The organism is Bacillus sp. EB106-08-02-XG196 (assembly GCF_013396335.1).
Lineage (GTDB): Bacteria > Bacillota > Bacilli > Bacillales > Cytobacillaceae > Neobacillus.
On sequence record NZ_JABWSY010000001.1, the window covers coordinates 447643 to 464192 of the forward strand.

The 16550-nt window shown below is 32.5% G+C and carries 15 protein-coding genes; 1 reads left to right on the forward strand and 14 read right to left on the reverse strand.

Annotation, left to right across the window (positions count from 1 at the left end; translation table 11 throughout):
* Positions 1 to 5: 5 nt before the first annotated feature.
* The 14 genes from MLOOGBEN_RS02135 to MLOOGBEN_RS02200 form a co-directional block, all read right to left on the reverse strand.
* Entirely contained in the window at positions 6 to 1394 is a 1389-nt protein-coding gene (locus MLOOGBEN_RS02135; RefSeq protein WP_179156604.1) for a sugar phosphate nucleotidyltransferase, read from the reverse strand.
* Between the two features lie 61 nt (positions 1395 to 1455).
* Positions 1456 to 2013: an acyltransferase gene (locus MLOOGBEN_RS29560; RefSeq protein WP_179156605.1), complete on the reverse strand. Its 558-nt coding sequence runs from the start codon at positions 2011 to 2013 to the stop codon at positions 1456 to 1458.
* A complete protein-coding gene (locus MLOOGBEN_RS02145) occupies positions 2010 to 3146 on the reverse strand; it encodes a glycosyltransferase family 4 protein (protein WP_179156606.1) in 1137 nt (378 codons plus the stop codon). The genes MLOOGBEN_RS29560 and MLOOGBEN_RS02145 overlap by 4 nt, the downstream gene beginning before the upstream one ends.
* A gap of 18 nt (positions 3147 to 3164) precedes the next feature.
* Positions 3165 to 4463 (reverse strand): oligosaccharide flippase family protein, encoded by a 1299-nt coding sequence (locus MLOOGBEN_RS02150; RefSeq protein ID WP_179156607.1) that lies wholly within the window; start codon positions 4461 to 4463, stop codon positions 3165 to 3167.
* A 16-nt stretch (positions 4464 to 4479) separates the two neighbouring features.
* Positions 4480 to 6816, reverse strand: a complete 2337-nt coding sequence (locus MLOOGBEN_RS02155; RefSeq protein ID WP_256988834.1) for a glycosyltransferase — start codon at positions 6814 to 6816, stop codon at positions 4480 to 4482.
* A gap of 9 nt (positions 6817 to 6825) precedes the next feature.
* Complete coding sequence (locus tag MLOOGBEN_RS02160) at positions 6826 to 8040, reverse strand: glycosyltransferase (protein WP_179156609.1); 1215 nt, start codon at positions 8038 to 8040, stop codon at positions 6826 to 6828.
* Positions 8033 to 9157, reverse strand: a complete 1125-nt coding sequence (locus tag MLOOGBEN_RS02165) for a glycosyltransferase family 4 protein (RefSeq protein ID WP_179156610.1) — start codon at positions 9155 to 9157, stop codon at positions 8033 to 8035. The genes MLOOGBEN_RS02160 and MLOOGBEN_RS02165 overlap by 8 nt, the downstream gene beginning before the upstream one ends.
* A gap of 59 nt (positions 9158 to 9216) precedes the next feature.
* Complete coding sequence (locus MLOOGBEN_RS02170; RefSeq protein ID WP_179156611.1) at positions 9217 to 9924, reverse strand: sugar transferase; 708 nt, start codon at positions 9922 to 9924, stop codon at positions 9217 to 9219.
* Positions 9925 to 10189: 265 nt separating this feature from the next.
* Complete coding sequence (locus MLOOGBEN_RS02175) at positions 10190 to 10603, reverse strand: hypothetical protein (RefSeq protein WP_179156612.1); 414 nt, start codon at positions 10601 to 10603, stop codon at positions 10190 to 10192.
* Positions 10604 to 10723: 120 nt separating this feature from the next.
* Positions 10724 to 11737 carry a UDP-glucose 4-epimerase GalE gene (galE, locus tag MLOOGBEN_RS02180; protein ID WP_179156613.1) on the reverse strand — a complete coding sequence of 338 codons (1014 nt, stop codon included), beginning with the start codon at positions 11735 to 11737 and terminating at the stop codon, positions 10724 to 10726.
* A gap of 96 nt (positions 11738 to 11833) precedes the next feature.
* Positions 11834 to 12709, reverse strand: a complete 876-nt coding sequence (gene galU, locus MLOOGBEN_RS02185) for a UTP--glucose-1-phosphate uridylyltransferase GalU (protein ID WP_179156614.1) — start codon at positions 12707 to 12709, stop codon at positions 11834 to 11836.
* A gap of 46 nt (positions 12710 to 12755) precedes the next feature.
* Complete coding sequence (locus MLOOGBEN_RS29660; protein ID WP_368737741.1) at positions 12756 to 12899, reverse strand: glycosyltransferase; 144 nt, start codon at positions 12897 to 12899, stop codon at positions 12756 to 12758.
* Between the two features lie 169 nt (positions 12900 to 13068).
* The gene (locus MLOOGBEN_RS02195) at positions 13069 to 14697 is read right to left on the reverse strand and encodes a cell wall-binding repeat-containing protein (protein WP_179156616.1); all 1629 of its coding nucleotides are present in this window, start codon (positions 14695 to 14697) and stop codon (positions 13069 to 13071) included.
* A gap of 308 nt (positions 14698 to 15005) precedes the next feature.
* Positions 15006 to 15908, reverse strand: a complete 903-nt coding sequence (locus MLOOGBEN_RS02200; protein ID WP_179156617.1) for a CPBP family intramembrane glutamic endopeptidase — start codon at positions 15906 to 15908, stop codon at positions 15006 to 15008.
* Positions 15909 to 16186: 278 nt separating this feature from the next.
* On the opposite strand from MLOOGBEN_RS02200, the gene MLOOGBEN_RS02205 reads away from it, so the two are divergent.
* Positions 16187 to 16489: a DUF4359 domain-containing protein gene (locus tag MLOOGBEN_RS02205; protein ID WP_179156618.1), complete on the forward strand. Its 303-nt coding sequence runs from the start codon at positions 16187 to 16189 to the stop codon at positions 16487 to 16489.
* Positions 16490 to 16550 lie beyond the last annotated feature (61 nt).

A 16550-nucleotide genomic window follows, 5' to 3' on the forward strand; every position in this document is an offset into this window, starting at 1 on the left:
ATCTGTTATGAACTGTGAACTGACTCTTTAGTTCGATTAAGGATCTTATCCCATACTAGCTCTAATCTTGTGATATCTTCTTCAATCAATTCCGAACCTCGTTGAACTTCAATTATTTCCAAGTCCGCATTTGCTCTAATAGCATGTTTATATCCAGTTGGAACTTTAACTACGTCTCCAGCCATAACGAAATGTAATTGATCATTAAGAACAATTTCTCCTTCGCCCTTAACAATTGTCCAGATCTCACTTCGTTTGTCATGAAGTTGATAGCTCAGGTTTTTTCCTGATACAATGCATATTTTTTTCGTTAGCATTTCGGTACCATCATCAAACTTGGTATAATCTAATACTTTATACCAACCCCACCGTCTTTCCTCATACATTGGTCTTTGGTCAAAATCTGTTATCATTTCTTTTAAACGTGGACTAGCAGCTTTTTCTGTTACTAAAATCCCATCGGGAGAAGCTGCAACAAGCAAATCTTTAACTCCTAAAATTGCAACAGGAATTTCAAGTTCATTAACGAGATGTGTATTATGGCTATCCTCACTAATTTTTCCTAAGCCTATTACATTTGAACCCATTTCTTCAGTAAGTGTATTCCATGTTCCTAAGTCCTTCCAATATCCTCCATAAGGTAGAACAACGATACTATTTGCCTTTTCAACTACTTCATAATCAAAACTGTTTTTAGGAAGCAAATGATATTTTTTAAGTAATTCCTGATAATTCAAAGGAAGTCCTAGCTGTTTGACTATGTTAATAATGTATTTTAATTTAAATGCAAATACACCACAATTCCAAAAAGCTCCATGCTCGATTAACTCCCTCGCGGATTCTTCAGAGGGCTTTTCTTTAAAATGACTAACAGGTAAACAATCTTCCCCTGTTTCTTCAGTTGCTTCTGGTATTATATAGCCATATTTTGAGGATGGGAAGGTTGGCTTAACCCCTATTAAAGCTAGATCGGTATCAGAGCCCTGAACTACTACTTGCTCTAATTGAACTACCTTTTTAAAAAATTCATTCTCGACATAAGGGTCAACAGGTAATACAGCCACGACCTCGTTTAAATCCGCATTTTGCTCTGAATATAAGTAAACAGATGACAAAGCTATAGCAGGAAATGTATCCCGACGCTCTGGTTCAATAACAATTGAAACGTCAGTACCTAGTTGACTCTGTATCATTTCTACTTGAGATTTACTTGTAGCAATCACTGCAGATTCTTTCATATTGACAGTTTCAAGCTGTTGATAAACACGTTGAACCATTGAGACATAATTTCCACTTTGATCCTCTAATATTTTTAAAAACTGCTTTGATCGTGATTCATTAGATAATGGCCAGAGACGCTTTCCTGACCCTCCGGATAAGAGAACTAATTTCATCCTTAGAATTCTCCTTTATATAGAGACAATATTTAGCTGTCTTCATTTCATTAATTATTATTTAACTTCTATATTTAATTACTTTACCGGGGACTCCACCTACAATAGCGGATTCTTGCACATCTTTGTTCACTACTGAATTCGCGGCGAGAATACTATGACTACCGACTTTTACACCTGGTAATACAATAGTTCCCGCAGCAACCCATACATCTTCACCAATATAAATTGGTTCACTAATTCCACCTTGCTGATTAATCTTTAATTTATTATCCTTAAATACATGGTTTGTATCCAAGATTGAAACAAAATGAGCAATTAATGAATCATTTCCTATTTCAACAATACTGTTACTACTTATTAATGAACTAAATGATATATAAACATTATTTCCAATTATTAATGTAGAATTGGCATGAACTGTTATCCTAGTTAATTCGTCAATCGTAACGCCATTCCCAATAACTAATTTGGCATCTTGACCGACAGAAATTTTTGCTTTTCTAGATATATTACATTCTTCCCCAATAATCAAATGTCCTTTTTTGAAATATTTGGTATTCAGAGTTAGGTAAGTATGCCAGAATTTTCTTATTGTACCTTTAATCTTATGAATCACTTTAATTCTCCCTGTTTACTCTTAACTTTTAGGTATTCATCAATTATATTTGTTAATTCCTGTTGAAATCTCTCTGGTGAAAATCTTATAGCATTCATTCTGCAGTTTTCTGGTTTAAAATTATCAATTTCTTTTTCAAACCTTTGAACTGTTTCACAAATTGAATCTACAGATTGCTCATCGAAAAATAGGCCAGTAGGTTTGTCGCCCGTACTAATGACTGTTTCAAGCGCTCCTCCTTTGCCGTAAGCTATAACAGGAGTACCACAAGCCTGAGCTTCTACTGGAATAATACCAAAGTCCTCTTCTGCTGCAAACACAAAGGCTTTAGACTTTTTCATATAATCCTTTAAAACTTCATCAGACTGATATCCAAGCAATTTAACATTTTTCCCTGCTTTTTCTTTTACTTTGTCATATTCAGAACCGTCACCAATTACTACTAGCTCTTTTTCCGGCATTTTTGAGAATGCTTCCACAATCAAGTCTATTTTCTTATATGGGACCATCCTTGATGCTGTTAGAAAAAAATCCTCCTTTTTGTCACTAAATTCAAAAGAGTTAATTTCTACTGGAGGATAAATTACGGTAGCTTCTCTCCTATAAATTTTCCATATTCTACTTGCGATGAATTTAGAGTTGGAGATAAATAAATCAACACTATTTGATGTTCGATAATCCCAAAGCCTAATATAATGCAAAATAAGTTTTGCAAGAATTCCTTTTAATCCTTTATTAAGGTTTGATTCTTTTAAATACTGATGTTGTAAATCCCATGCGTAGCGAATAGGAGAATGAACATAGGAAATGTGAATTTGGTTTGGCCCTGTAATTACGCCTTTTGAAACAGCGTGTGCACTTGAAATTATCAAATCATATCCTGAAAGATCAAACTGTTCAATTGCGATTGGAAACAAAGGTAAGTATTTTCTGAAATTTTTCCTTGAACTAGGTAAATTTTGAATAAATGAAGTATTAACCTTTTTATTATGAATAAAGTCCCTTTTGTTATCAGGTAAAAAATCTACAAGTGCAAATAAATCTGCATCAGGAAAAATATTCAATATCTTCTCAAGAACTTTTTCAGAACCAGCATACGTTTCTAACCATTCATGTACGATAGCAACTTTCATAATAGACCCCTTAAATACTTACATTGAAGTAGTTGTTTTAATAACCTTACTTGAAAAATACAATATATATACGAGTGCGATAATTCTAACAATAACTGCACTTAGTGCTGCTCCAAATGCCTGAAAACTAGGAATTAGCAATAAGTTACCAACAATAACTATTATTAGTTGAATATAGTTTAAAATTGTTAAATACCAAACTTTTGATGTTGAATAAAAAACTAAGCTTAATAAATTTATGGTAATGTCTAAAGAAAAACCAACTACAAGAATTTGGAATATCGGTATTGCGGGTGCATAGCTCTCCCCAAATAAAAGTACAATAATTAATTCTGCAATTGGTATTAATAGTAACAAAAGGAGACTTACTGGACCTACTATTTTGATAATCTTCGCCCTATAGAATCTTAAGTCAGTGTTAATATTTGCTACCTTTGGCAATAATACTGTAGTTAAACTCTCAGTAACTAGAGGTAAAACCATTATTAGTTGCGTAGCAATTGCATAGTATCCAGCCTCTTTAACTGTCACCATTTTTAGTAACATAAATTGATCTAATCTGGATATTAATAAAACAGCTACCATTGACAAGAATAACCACTTTGAATAACTGTAAATTATCTTTGTTTTCTTTTTAAAATTCTCCATTGTAAAAGGTTGTTTGATTATTTTTAGTATCTCAGAGAAATGAAATATCATTACAATCAACGGGGAGAAAATATAAATAATAAATGAATTCATAATTGTGAAATGATCTGGCATGAGAAATAAAAAGATTAGTCCCAACATTCTAATAACGCTTGTGGATATTTGATATTTAGACCTAATTTTAAATTTGTTTTGAGTTTGATAAATAGTCGAGATATAACTATGTAAGCTTAAGATAGCTACACCAAGAAAGGCAAAAATAAAAAGTTCTTTTAAACTGATGGAATTATAAATATTAATTGCAAGAAATTCAGAAATAAAAAGACCCATAAAAGAGATAAATAATCCCAAGCCTACCCTTATCAATAATCCGGCCTTTAAATATTCATACATTTCATGAGTTGAATTAATTGCCTTTTGGTTAACAAGATTTACGATTGAATTAGAAAGTCCACTGTCCGCAAGAGACAACAATAATGTTAACAAAATAAGGCTTGTTGTATACAAGGCAATTTGATCAGGGCCAAAGTGCCTTGCTAAAATAATTAATGTCAAAAAATTCATACCTTGTGCAAGAAGATTACTTATTAACACAAACATACTGTCTCTAAAAATGGGGTTGCTAAATCTAAATAATAACTGCTTAATCAAAAACATTCCTTCTTCCATCTTTAGGCCATCTTTTTCAAGTTAGCTCATCATAAATTTCCTCAACCTCATCAATCATTTTACGTAGAGAAAATGTGCTTTCAGCAACCATAACTGAATTTTTCCCAAATGTTTTTCTTTGTTCATCATTTGAGTACATTAAATTAATTGCATTAGCAATTGCAGTAGGAGATTCCGATTCTACAAGAAGGCCATTTTCCATATGACGTACTATTTCTTTTATACCCACCACATTTGTTCCGATAATAGGTTTACCTGCATACATTGCCTCAATTAGAGAAATCGGCATTCCTTCCCATCTTGAACAAAGTACAAAGACATCTATTTTTGTTAAATAATTGTAAATACCATCTTGTGAACCTAAGAATAAAACTCTGTTTTCTACATTAAGTTTCTTTGCTAACTCTACCATTTCGTCCATTAATGGGCCGTCACCAATTAATATTAGCTTAATTTTCAAATCTGGGTCCAATAAGCTTAACGATTGAATTAAAAATTCATGACCCTTTGCAAAGTAAAAATTTGCCACCATGCCATATAATAAGTAATTTTCTTCCTTTAGTTTTTTTATGTTTTCATAAATTGCATTGTTCATTGATATTTTAGATTGATTTCTTAGTTCCTCAATATCAACAGCATTAAAAATTACTTTTGATTTATTTATTGGCAGTAGAATTTTTAACTTTTCTGCTAGAAGCTTTTCCGACTGTGATACGTTAATGAAATAATTAGTAAAAAATGACATTATTATTTCGTAACTTAAGTAAAGTACCTTATAAAGGGTAGACTGGTCCTTATGATAATGAATACCGTGAAAAGTATGAACTACTTTTTTCCCCTTTATTATGCCGACCACCCTGCTATATAATCCCGCACCCTTGCCATGGCTATGAATTAGATGTATTTTTTCTTCTTTTATTAATCTCAATAGGGCAATAAAATTAACTAACTTTACCTTCCTAATATTTATTTCTTTTACTCTTACATTATTCAAATGGTTAAATTTCTCAAAGAAGGGGCCATCATTTGGACAAACTAATACAGCCTTATACTTTTTATCTAAATTAGATAAAAGCGTATAAACATGGTTAGGTCCCCCACCAACTGTAGTTGTACCCAAAATATATAGAATATTTATTTTCCTGTTTTCTTTCAACTTCTTAACTTCCATGTCCCTCAATAAATGTTCATTATCTAAAAATCCTAGAAAAAGCGGAAGATAAAAAGAAATCGGAAAAATAAAGTAAATATTACTTACCAGTCCCATTAAACAAAAAGATAATAATAAAATAAATTTATTGAAATTATTTTTTCTAATTGAACTTTTATTACCAATATTTAAAAATGCTTTACTACTATTAATAAATTGGTTAATAAAAAAAGCTAACCAAAAAACAAATCCTATTAATCCATAATACAAAGCAAAGTATAAAAATTGATTATCACTAAAAGTAATTCCATTCATGCTAATAGGAACAGCCAGGTCATTACCAATTAAAAAGGTTTTTAAGTCTTTAAAAATAAATGACCAAGCTACTTCCCACTTTTCCCATCTAGGGTTATTAATTAGATCTGGTACTCTAAGTATTTGATTTGCAATCCTATTGTAATTAATGATTATAAATGCTGCCACAATTAATATTACAGGTACTGCAAATTTTTTAATCACATATTTTAATTTGTTCTCTCTATACAAAGAATATGCTGCATCTACTAATAGTACTAACAAATAAATTAGGAGAGCGGACCTTGAATAAGTAATAAATATTCCATATCCTAATACCAAAACTTTTATAAACAAGAAATCAGAATTATTTTTAAATCGAGTAACTATGTATAAAAATACCATAAAATACGCAAATGCATTTGGATTAACAAAAGTCCCCATAGCACGATATTTTTCGCCCATTAAGAAATATCTATCTGTTCCTACATACTCAAAAGAATACAGAGGTATATTTAAATGATAAAGTATTATTCCTATAAAAACAGAAATGAAACCAACCTTCTCAAAGATTCTTAGATATTTTTTTGAGTTTTTAAAATTTAAATTTATTCCGATAAAATATAAAATCACCCAGAAAAAGGTCACAAACATTGGATTTTTATCTGCACCTTCACCATTAAAAAGATATTTCAAAACCATTGCTAGTAATAGACTGCTTAAAATTAGTAATGTGCCATTCATTTTTAATGTCTTAGTTCGATAACATTTAACTATCAATAGTGAAAAACTTACTGCCCATAAAGTAAACGGGATCAGATTCGATAATCTTAAACCTATTATCTCAATATTTATTAATGACAGAACCATTAAAAAGGGTGATAATATTAGGTATAGGAAAATTATCATTCTTTCCACCTAATTTTCCCTCCCTTCCAATTTCATTTTATTAATAATATTATGATATTCTACTGCCTTAGCTTTCCAAGAATAGTTAGTATCGACATATTCTCTTGCTGTTTTAGCTAATTTAACTCTCTTCGTCTTACTGTTATAAAGTTCAAAAATTTTCAAAATAAAATCATCATTATTTTTATATACTATAATTTCATCATTATATTCAATTCCGGAAACACTGGTTGCTGAAGCAATTATAGGCAACTCCATTGCCATTGCCTCTAACACTTTATTTTTTATACCCCCACCGCTATTTAAAGGTGAAATGTATACATCTAATCGATTGAGGTATTCCCTAATATCATTAACAAAACCAGTGACTTTTACTTTACCCTTAAACTTTTGTGATAAATCTTGCAATTCTTTTGGTGGATTTTTTCCTATAATATAAAACTCTACGTCATCTATTTTACTTAAAAGCTTTGGAAATATATCATTTAAGAAGTACTTGGCTCCCTCTAAATTTGGATAATAATCCATTATTCCTGAGAATCCCAATGTGAATTTTTCATTTTCATATTTGGTGTTTAATGGATGAAAGAAGTCTAAATCCACACCATTGGTGACCGTAGATACTTTACGTTTATCTAAATGTAAGGATTCCAATAAATATTCTCTATCTATATCACTAACAACAATAATTTTATCGAAAGTTGTAAATTTCTTTTCAATACCTCGGTATAGCCTGAATTTCAATACACTTTTTATAAATTCTTTTGTGTCACTATTTTTCATCACACTTCTTTCTACCATACTTTTAGCATCGATAGAATGTAAAATAACCAAGCAATTAGTCAGTTTTTTTATTTTTTCTGCATATTTTAATAAGGTAATGTTACAAAACACAACCTTTATACCATTAGATTCTATATAATCTAATATTTGGTTCAAACTTTTATCTTCAAAATAATAATTCATATCAATATCATATCCATTTATGAACGATAACTTATTTTTTTCTTTTTGGCTTAATTTTATTGTTGTTATATTGTGATTTAGTTCGTAACTTGGATATAAAGGGTCATGTTTATATGTTTTTGAAGGATCTTCAAAGTAAATAATATTCATGTTTTCTAAGAATTTAGTTAAATAATAATAAATAAGAACCGTTCCATCCTCGTAAGGTGGATCTGGTTTTTTGGGCATTAAAAACAGTACATCCTTCAAATTATCCATCGATACTCCCCCACAATTTGTTATATTCAGAAAGATAGTCTATTCCTATTTTTTCTATCGAGAAATTTCCAGCCCTTCGTCTAGCTTCAAAAGAGTATTTCTCGTGAACATTTAAACCATGAATAACTTTTTGGTATAAGTCATCGGAATTTCCAGATTCAAATAATAAACCACTTATTTCATCCTCAATTATTTCTGCAGGACCACCTTTATTTGTAGCCACCACTAATAAACCTTTTGCTAAGCCTTCTAAAGTAACCATACTAAACGATTCAAATTCAGAAGGAACAACTAATACGTCGAACTCGTCATAGTAACTCTCAATATTTTTTTCAAATCCTTTTAAAATAAAACTTTTTTTATATTTCGAATTGTTTATTTTTTCTATCACACGATCTTTATAAGAGTTATATTCCTTACTAAAATTCACATCCCCTATTAATACAAAAGTCAAAGTATCACGATATTTGGGGATCGATAGTATTCTTTCAGCTACTTCAACAAAGAGATGCTGCCCTTTCACAGGCTGGTATCGGCCAATCATTCCAACAATTTTTTTCGGCTTATTTATAAGAACATCTTGTTCTTTAACACTGAATTTATTTATATCAATTCCCAAATATGTCGTCTTTACCTTATTTTGAGGAAAATCAATATAGGATTTTACATAATTCGAAACAGCAAATACTTTATCTACAAATAGATTTAATACTTTTGCACGTAGTCCGTACGGTTTTTCCCACCATCCATGACAAGTCCACACTAAATTTGTTTTTGTAATTAAAGACGAAACTAAAGAATTTACCAAAGAAGCCCCAATACTATTGACATGAATTAGGTCTATATTATGCCTTTTAATGATATTTGCTATGTTTAAAGTTGCCTTTGGATTTATTAATGGAATAAACTTTATCCAAGATTTTGGAAAACGATTAAATGGATAGACGATATAAGTAATAGAGTACTGTTCACAGAACTCTGTAATTTCTCCTTGGCTGGGAACTAGTAAAATCGGCTCAATAATATGATTCTCTTTATAGAAGTTCATTATATTTAATAAACTACTTTCCCCTCCACCAATATCAACATAATCAGTAATATATAGTACTCTTTTCATTAATTTCATATCCTTTTTGTCAAAAAATTAATACTAGGTAATATACCTAGTATTAGGATTTAATATGCACCTTTTTTGGTAATAACAATCAGAACGGTTTTTAATAAAATTTTTATATCTAATAATAATGATGCATTATAGACATAAAATAATTCTACATCTACTCTTTCAGGATAGACAACGTTACTTCTCCCACTAACCTGCCAGTAACCCGTAACACCTGGTTTAACAGATAAGAAATCTTCAAGTTTACTTGAATACTCTTTAAGTTCCTCTCTAACCACTGGTCTTGGACCAACTAGGCTCATTTCACCCTTAAGGACATTAATTAATTGAGGTAATTCATCTAAGCTAGTTTTCCTTAAAAATCTACCAATATTTGTAATTCTCGGATCTTCCTTAGGGTCTAATTTATAGCTATTTGCTACGTATTTTTTATATAATTCCTTATTTGCTGTTAATTTATCCTCAGCGTTGATTATCATTGATCTAAATTTATATATTTTAAATTCTTTTCCATTTTCTCCAATTCTCGTTTGTTTAAAGAAAACTGGACCTTTATTCTCTCCTGTTAAATATAGCAAAGAAATAAAGACAAAAAATGGTGCACATAATAAAAGTAAGGTCATAGAACCAATAATATCTACTAATCTCTTAATGTATAAATAAAGATCATAAAGAAACTTTTCTTTCTTTGATGAAGTATATGCATATTCTTTTTTAGTTAAATAGGGAACTTGTTCAACATTCGCTCTATTTCCTAGCATTTAGGTCACCCTTTCACTTAATATATGTTTTCGTTTTGTAAATCTAGTAATATTTTTATAACATATGACATTTAAAATTCAATAAAAATATTAAAATAATCGGATTTTTTGTAAGATTATATCAGATTTTGTGTTTTTTTATGAAAAACCCATGTGTTATTGTAACATACTTTGTAACAAATTTAACAATAAAATTTGTAAATCTTTTGGCAATATTGGAATATTACTCTTTAAAAGGACAAAAACTACATAAGTAATACATAATTTAAATAGATTTGCTCTTTTTCTTATTAGGTTTATTTACCTTAATTATTACTTTATACCCAACCCCCAAGAAAAGATATAGTAAAAATAACACAATAAAACCATATATTCCAGCGACAACATCTGCAAACTCCATATTTCCTCTTCCTGTTACCTTTTGTTGAATTTCTATCGCAAACACTATTACAATTAGGACAGTAAATGTGTAAACAAATGAAATAGCTATAATACTCCATTTTGAAAGAAATTTAAAAAATATTTGAGTGACAATAAACAAAAATATACCTATAATTCCAATCACCCAAAAATGAAGGTCTTTATCTGTAATAGAATAACCCATTGAGTCTGTAATGTTCATCAAAGTGTCGTGTATTATATTCACAATTTCAGTAATTAATTGAATTACGTTTGTCATACACATCAATCCTTTTCATTTTTTTCAACCACTTCATTATACATATAAAATACAAAAATCCTATAAGTAAAGCCTTCCCGTTTTAGAATTTTCAGGAAGGCTTTCTAGTATTATTTTTATTCAATTATCATAGCCATTGGGGTTTTTACTTTGCCATCTCCAGGAATCCCGACACATTTCTTCAATTCCTTTTTCAGCTGTCCAGCCAAGTTCATTTCTGGCTTTCGTGGAATCTGCGTAACAAACCGCAACATCTCCAGATCTTTTATCTACTATTTCATAAGGAATTTGCTTACCTGATGCCTTTTCAAATGCATTTACCATCTCTAAGACACTATAACCATTTCCTGTTCCAAGGTTATAGGCCTCAACACCAGTTGCTCCCACTACTTTTCTCAGAGCTTTCAAATGGCCTTTTGCTAGATCGACGACATGGATATAATCGCGTACACCCGTTCCGTCCACAGTAGGATAATCATTTCCGAAAACACGGAGCTTGTTTAGTTTACCTACAGCAACTTGTGTGATGTATGGCATTAAATTGTTGGGTATCCCATTTGGATCTTCACCAATTCGACCGCTTTCGTGTGCGCCAATTGGGTTGAAATAACGAAGCAAGGCTACACTCCAGCTATTATCTGAGACATACAAATCCCTTAGGATTTCTTCTATCATTAACTTTGTTCGTCCATATGGATTTGTAGCACTTAGAAGATCCTCCTCTGATATCGGCATCCGTTCTGGTATACCATATACGGTGGCGGAAGAACTGAACACAAGCTTTTTCACTCCGAACTTATTCATTACCTCGCAAAGTATTAGAGTTCCAGTGATATTATTATGATAATAATGAAGTGGAATGGACACCGATTCACCTACAGCTTTAAGTCCTGCAAAGTGAATAACAGCATCGATTTTATTTTCAACAAATACTTTTTCTAGCCCATCACGGTCAAGTAAGTCTACCTGGAAAAATTTAAATTCTTTTCCTGTCAACTCTTTTACGCGGTTTAACGCTTCGAGTTTGCTATTTGCAAGGTTATCTAAAACTACAATTTCATAACCACTATTAAGTAATTCCAAACAAGTATGTGTGCCAATGTATCCGGCTCCACCAGTTACCAAGATTGCCATTCTAAAACACCCCAGTCTTTTCTATGTACTCTAGCTTCCTTTGAGTTTCCAATTTGATAATTATATCATAAACCTTCTTATAGGAATATACATTTTCTACCTGTTCCCTTCAACCTTTTTAGCTAAAAAAGCTAATAGATCTTCTCTTAACTCCTCATTTTGCAGAGCAAATTCAATAGTCGTTTCAATAAATCCAAGCTGCTCCCCAACATCAAATCTTTCGCCTTCAAACTCGTAAGCAAACACACGCTGTATTTGGTTTAATTTTTGAATAGCATCCGTTAACTGGATTTCACCGCCAGCGCCTATTTCCTGTTTGTCTAAAAACATAAAAATTTCGGGTGTAAAGATATATCTGCCGATGATGGCTAAATTCGACGGTGCCATTCCCTGGGGTGGCTTTTCCACAAAATTACGCACTTGAAAGCTTCGACCAAATTGTTCAAGTGGATCAATAACACCATACCGGTGTGTTTCTTCCTCTGATACCCTTTTCACCCCAATAACAGAGGAATGAGTTTTGTCATGCTGATTAATTAATTGTTTCAAGCATGGCGGATCTGCTTGGACGATGTCATCACCTAATAGCACAGCAAATGGCTCATTTCCGATAAATTTACGAGCACACCAAACAGCATGTCCCAACCCCAGTGCTTCTTTTTGTCGAATATAATGAATATCTGTCAATTTAGAAGGGGCTTTAACCTTTTCTAGTAAATCCCACTTTTCTTTTTCAATAAGATTTTTCTCCAGTTCCAGCGCAATATCAAAATGGTCCTCTATCGCCCTTTTCCCTTTCCCGGTGACAATAATAATATCTTCAATACCAGATTCAATCGCTTCTTCAACGATGTACTGGATGGTGGGTTTATTTAAAATAGGCAGCATTTCCTTTGGCATTGCCTTTGTGGCAGGTAAAAACCTTGTACCGAGACCCGCGGCTGGGATGATTGCCTTTTTTACTCTTTTCAAATTACTTCACCTTTTCTCATAAAATTTCTTTACCTTGAAATTAATACTACAGGGGGCCATCATTTATCAAGATAATCTGAAAGTCATACTTTTCTTTTTCTGCTATGCTGATTACTTCATCATAGAATTTTTTTAAATTTGCTTGTTCTTCATAACACGGGACAACAATACTCAAAAGTAAAAAGCTCACCTCTTAAATTTAGCTATTTCAACTGATAAATATAACATTCTATGTATTAAGATGAAAGGGATTATTTTTTCAGAGTTATACTTATGTCTATTATTGCCAAAGATAGTTTTGATTTTACAAAGGTCAGAAAAAATAGGCGAACCTCAGAAAGAGTTCGCCCATTACGATTTTATCGAATATGATTATATAATTGATTTTCTGTATTTTGAGAAACGGAACCAAGACCGCCAAAGATATAGATATGCTTGGTTTCACCGTTACTAAAGGTTTTCAAGAATGCGTCTACCTTCGGTTCAAGTGAATTGGTTGAAGTAAGAAGTATTGGAGCAAAGTAAATATTGGCAAGCGGTGCACCTGAAAGGGCATCTGGGAATAAGTCTCCTCTTGCAAAGGCAACGGTACTTAAGTCCATTCCATAGTTGTGTATTCCATATTTAGCAACATTTATCGAAACTTCGTAGCGGTCTTTTCCGCCAATTCTTTCGATATTTGCTGTGACGCGAAGTTTTCGAAGTTGATCCTCAACAGATTGCTTAACGGTAGCAGGACCGCCAACAATAATAAAGTGTTGGATTTCTGGATGATTTTTAATATACGTTTGGATAGACTCCGGAACATTTCCTGATTGCACTAATAATACTGGCATACCCATTGGGCCAGCGATAGTAGAAGCAGATAGTGCGTCCGGGAAAACTTCACCACTTGCGATGATTGCTGTGTCTGATTCCATTGACTCGGAAATTCTTTCACCAACACTAGCAGAAACCGCATAACGATCTTTTCCGCCAATTCGGTCGATGGTCGTAACACCTAATTCCTTTAACTGTGCTTCTACATTTGTAGAAACAGATCCTGTTCCACCAAGAATAATGGCTTTTTCAGGTGCTAATTTTTTTATTTGGTCTTTCACCGATATTGGAAGACTATTGGTTGTCGTTAATAAAATTGGTGCAAATTCAGAAGTTGCTAGTGGGCCGCCAGATAGTGCGTCAGAAAACACATCACCTTTAGCGATTACCACAGTGCCACTGCTTTCTCCGTTCCAGAAGGTTAATTCTTTACTAATGTTACTTGAAACTTCATAGCGATCTTTACCCTGAAGCCTTGTTACACCTGGAAGGCTGACGGAATAGTAGGAAACAATTGAATTTCCACTTTCTTCCGTTGCTGTTAACATATAAAGATTGTCTCCCTTGCCCAACGTTACATTTTTCTGGAATGCACCAGGAGAATTCAATTCCTGTTCCTCATAAACAGTAGAAAAAGTAAGCGTCTGGGCGTCAGTAGTACCCATAAAAGATAATTCAGTTGAAGATCCTTTCGCCAATTGTATTTCTTGATTAGCAGGGCTAGTTACATTTAGATTCGGTAAAGTAGTATCTGGTTGTTGTGAAAACGGTCCCGTTAATCCATATTCATAAGGAATAGAGGCAGCTTCTTCACTATAACCTGATACCGAAAATACATAGGTCCCTGAAGACAATTGGTACGTCCCAGCACTTGATATATCAACATAGTCCTCTGACTCAAGATTATATATGAAGAAACCAATTTCTACATTTTCTGGCTGATTGTCTGTTATTGTAAAATTACCACCATTTGTTTTAAAGATGTACTCATGTGCATCGTTTGTGTTAATTTCATTTTTGAATGTCGCTGCGTTCGCAATACTTTGTGTGGTACTAGCTGAAGGTAATGGTTGAACTGTGGTTTCAGCATTTACACTTGGAACCAAGAGCCCAGAGGTTAAAACCAATGCTGAGACAAGTGAGGCATAAAATTTATTGCTTCTTTTCATTAAATTACCACTCCTATTAATTTACGATACTGAAATATTTTTTTAAAAACCTACTTTAAATCTGATACTCTACTGAGAATAATAGAAGTGAGCAGCCTATTAAAGTGAAAGTTAATTCCTGTTCATCAGATGTAGTTTTCTAGATTTAAAGTCAAAACAACACAATCCTTTATTACACACTTCCTTCCTAACTTCATTTCATATCCATATTAGATATTAGTATAAACTTTCCTATTAATCTACAAAATTTATCAAAAAAATATCACTCTTTTTACAATTCCTACCAAAGTCATAGTACTTCTTTTTACTTAATTAGCTATTTCTTCCTGCACAACCGGTTCAATCGGCTTTTTCGTCTGTTGATTTCTTTCTATAGCTAATATTACAAGGTATATAGGTACAAGAATCAACGCGATGATTTCGACAATAAAATCAAAGTAATACCAAGAAAGTGTTGCTAGGATATCGTAAACGGAGTGCACGATAACAGTCACCCAAAGATTTCTCGTCCATAATAAAATCAAGCCAAATAAAAAGCCCATATTTGCAAAGGTTACAATGGCACCAATTTCATATTGCCAGGATTGAACCGAGTTTAAGGTATGATCAATGCCGAATAGGACTGAGGTAACAAACAGCGCAAGCATGACAAAAATATCACGCTGCCCTTTTTCCCATTTCCTAGGGAAAACCTTTTTAAAAAATATGAGAATTAGAATCATATAAGCTAATCGCCAAACCTCTTCAAATCCGGCAAGGATATCTGTGAAAATATCGTACCCAATACTATCAATCTCGCCAACCACTTCCCACATATTATCCACAGGTTCAATTGCTTGACCAGGTTCCACCTCAGGCACCTCATACGAAACCACTTCTGTATACTCATCCACATATTGCTCATAATCTTCGCTAAAATCCTGGAAGGCGTAAGAGGAATAGATATTAATCATCGTACTGCCAAGAATAAAGATCAGGAATGCCCCAATAAATTGGCGTATGACTTGACTCTTTGTTTTTTGAATTCCGTCACTAAGTCTTGGCTGCAGCTTTAATCCGATAAAAAAGGAAGATACCATAATGGCATCATAGATGGTACCCGCCAAGAGGCTGAAACCACTTAAATAGAGGACAATTTCGACTCCAATCGTTATCGTAAGCAGTGCAAATAAAAGCCTTTTCGAAACAGGCTTGGTTAAATTATTGGTCATTATTATCAGTCCCTGTTCTATGAAATTACAATTTATTGCATATCATTATAAAAACTGTACGGCCAAAATTCCTAGTCCATTAAGTAACAGCAGGAAAAGTAAGCACGCAACAACCCATTTCCATATTCTTGTCACAGACTTATCCCCTTTAATGTTAATTAGTACTAATTTATCATATTACTAGAGATGTAGCACTAAGGTTTATATTTACAATCATAATCTCCCCATTTATACTTAAAATGAGTAAATATTACCAATTATTAGAATGGGGCTGAAAAGTGAAAAAGTTCATTTCTATTATCCTATTGATAGTCATTGTATTCGTATTATCCGAAACAAACCCTGGGCGTTCGGAATACATAGAATGGATTACCCATGAAGCGATGGATCAATCTTCGAATATCCTTGAAAAAGGGATTCTTTCACTAGCAGGGGAAGAGGTTTTCGATATGGGAACAACAGAATCAGATTACTTCATATTTTCAGTCTACAAAACCGACTTTTCCGAAATCGGCCTGAGTCAGGTCACCTGCATCGGGTTCTTCAATACATTTATTCCAATTTCCAAAAATGAAAAATAAGAAGACCAGTTGCGGTCTTTTTATTTTTATTATTTGATGGAATATTCCTTTTCATCCGATA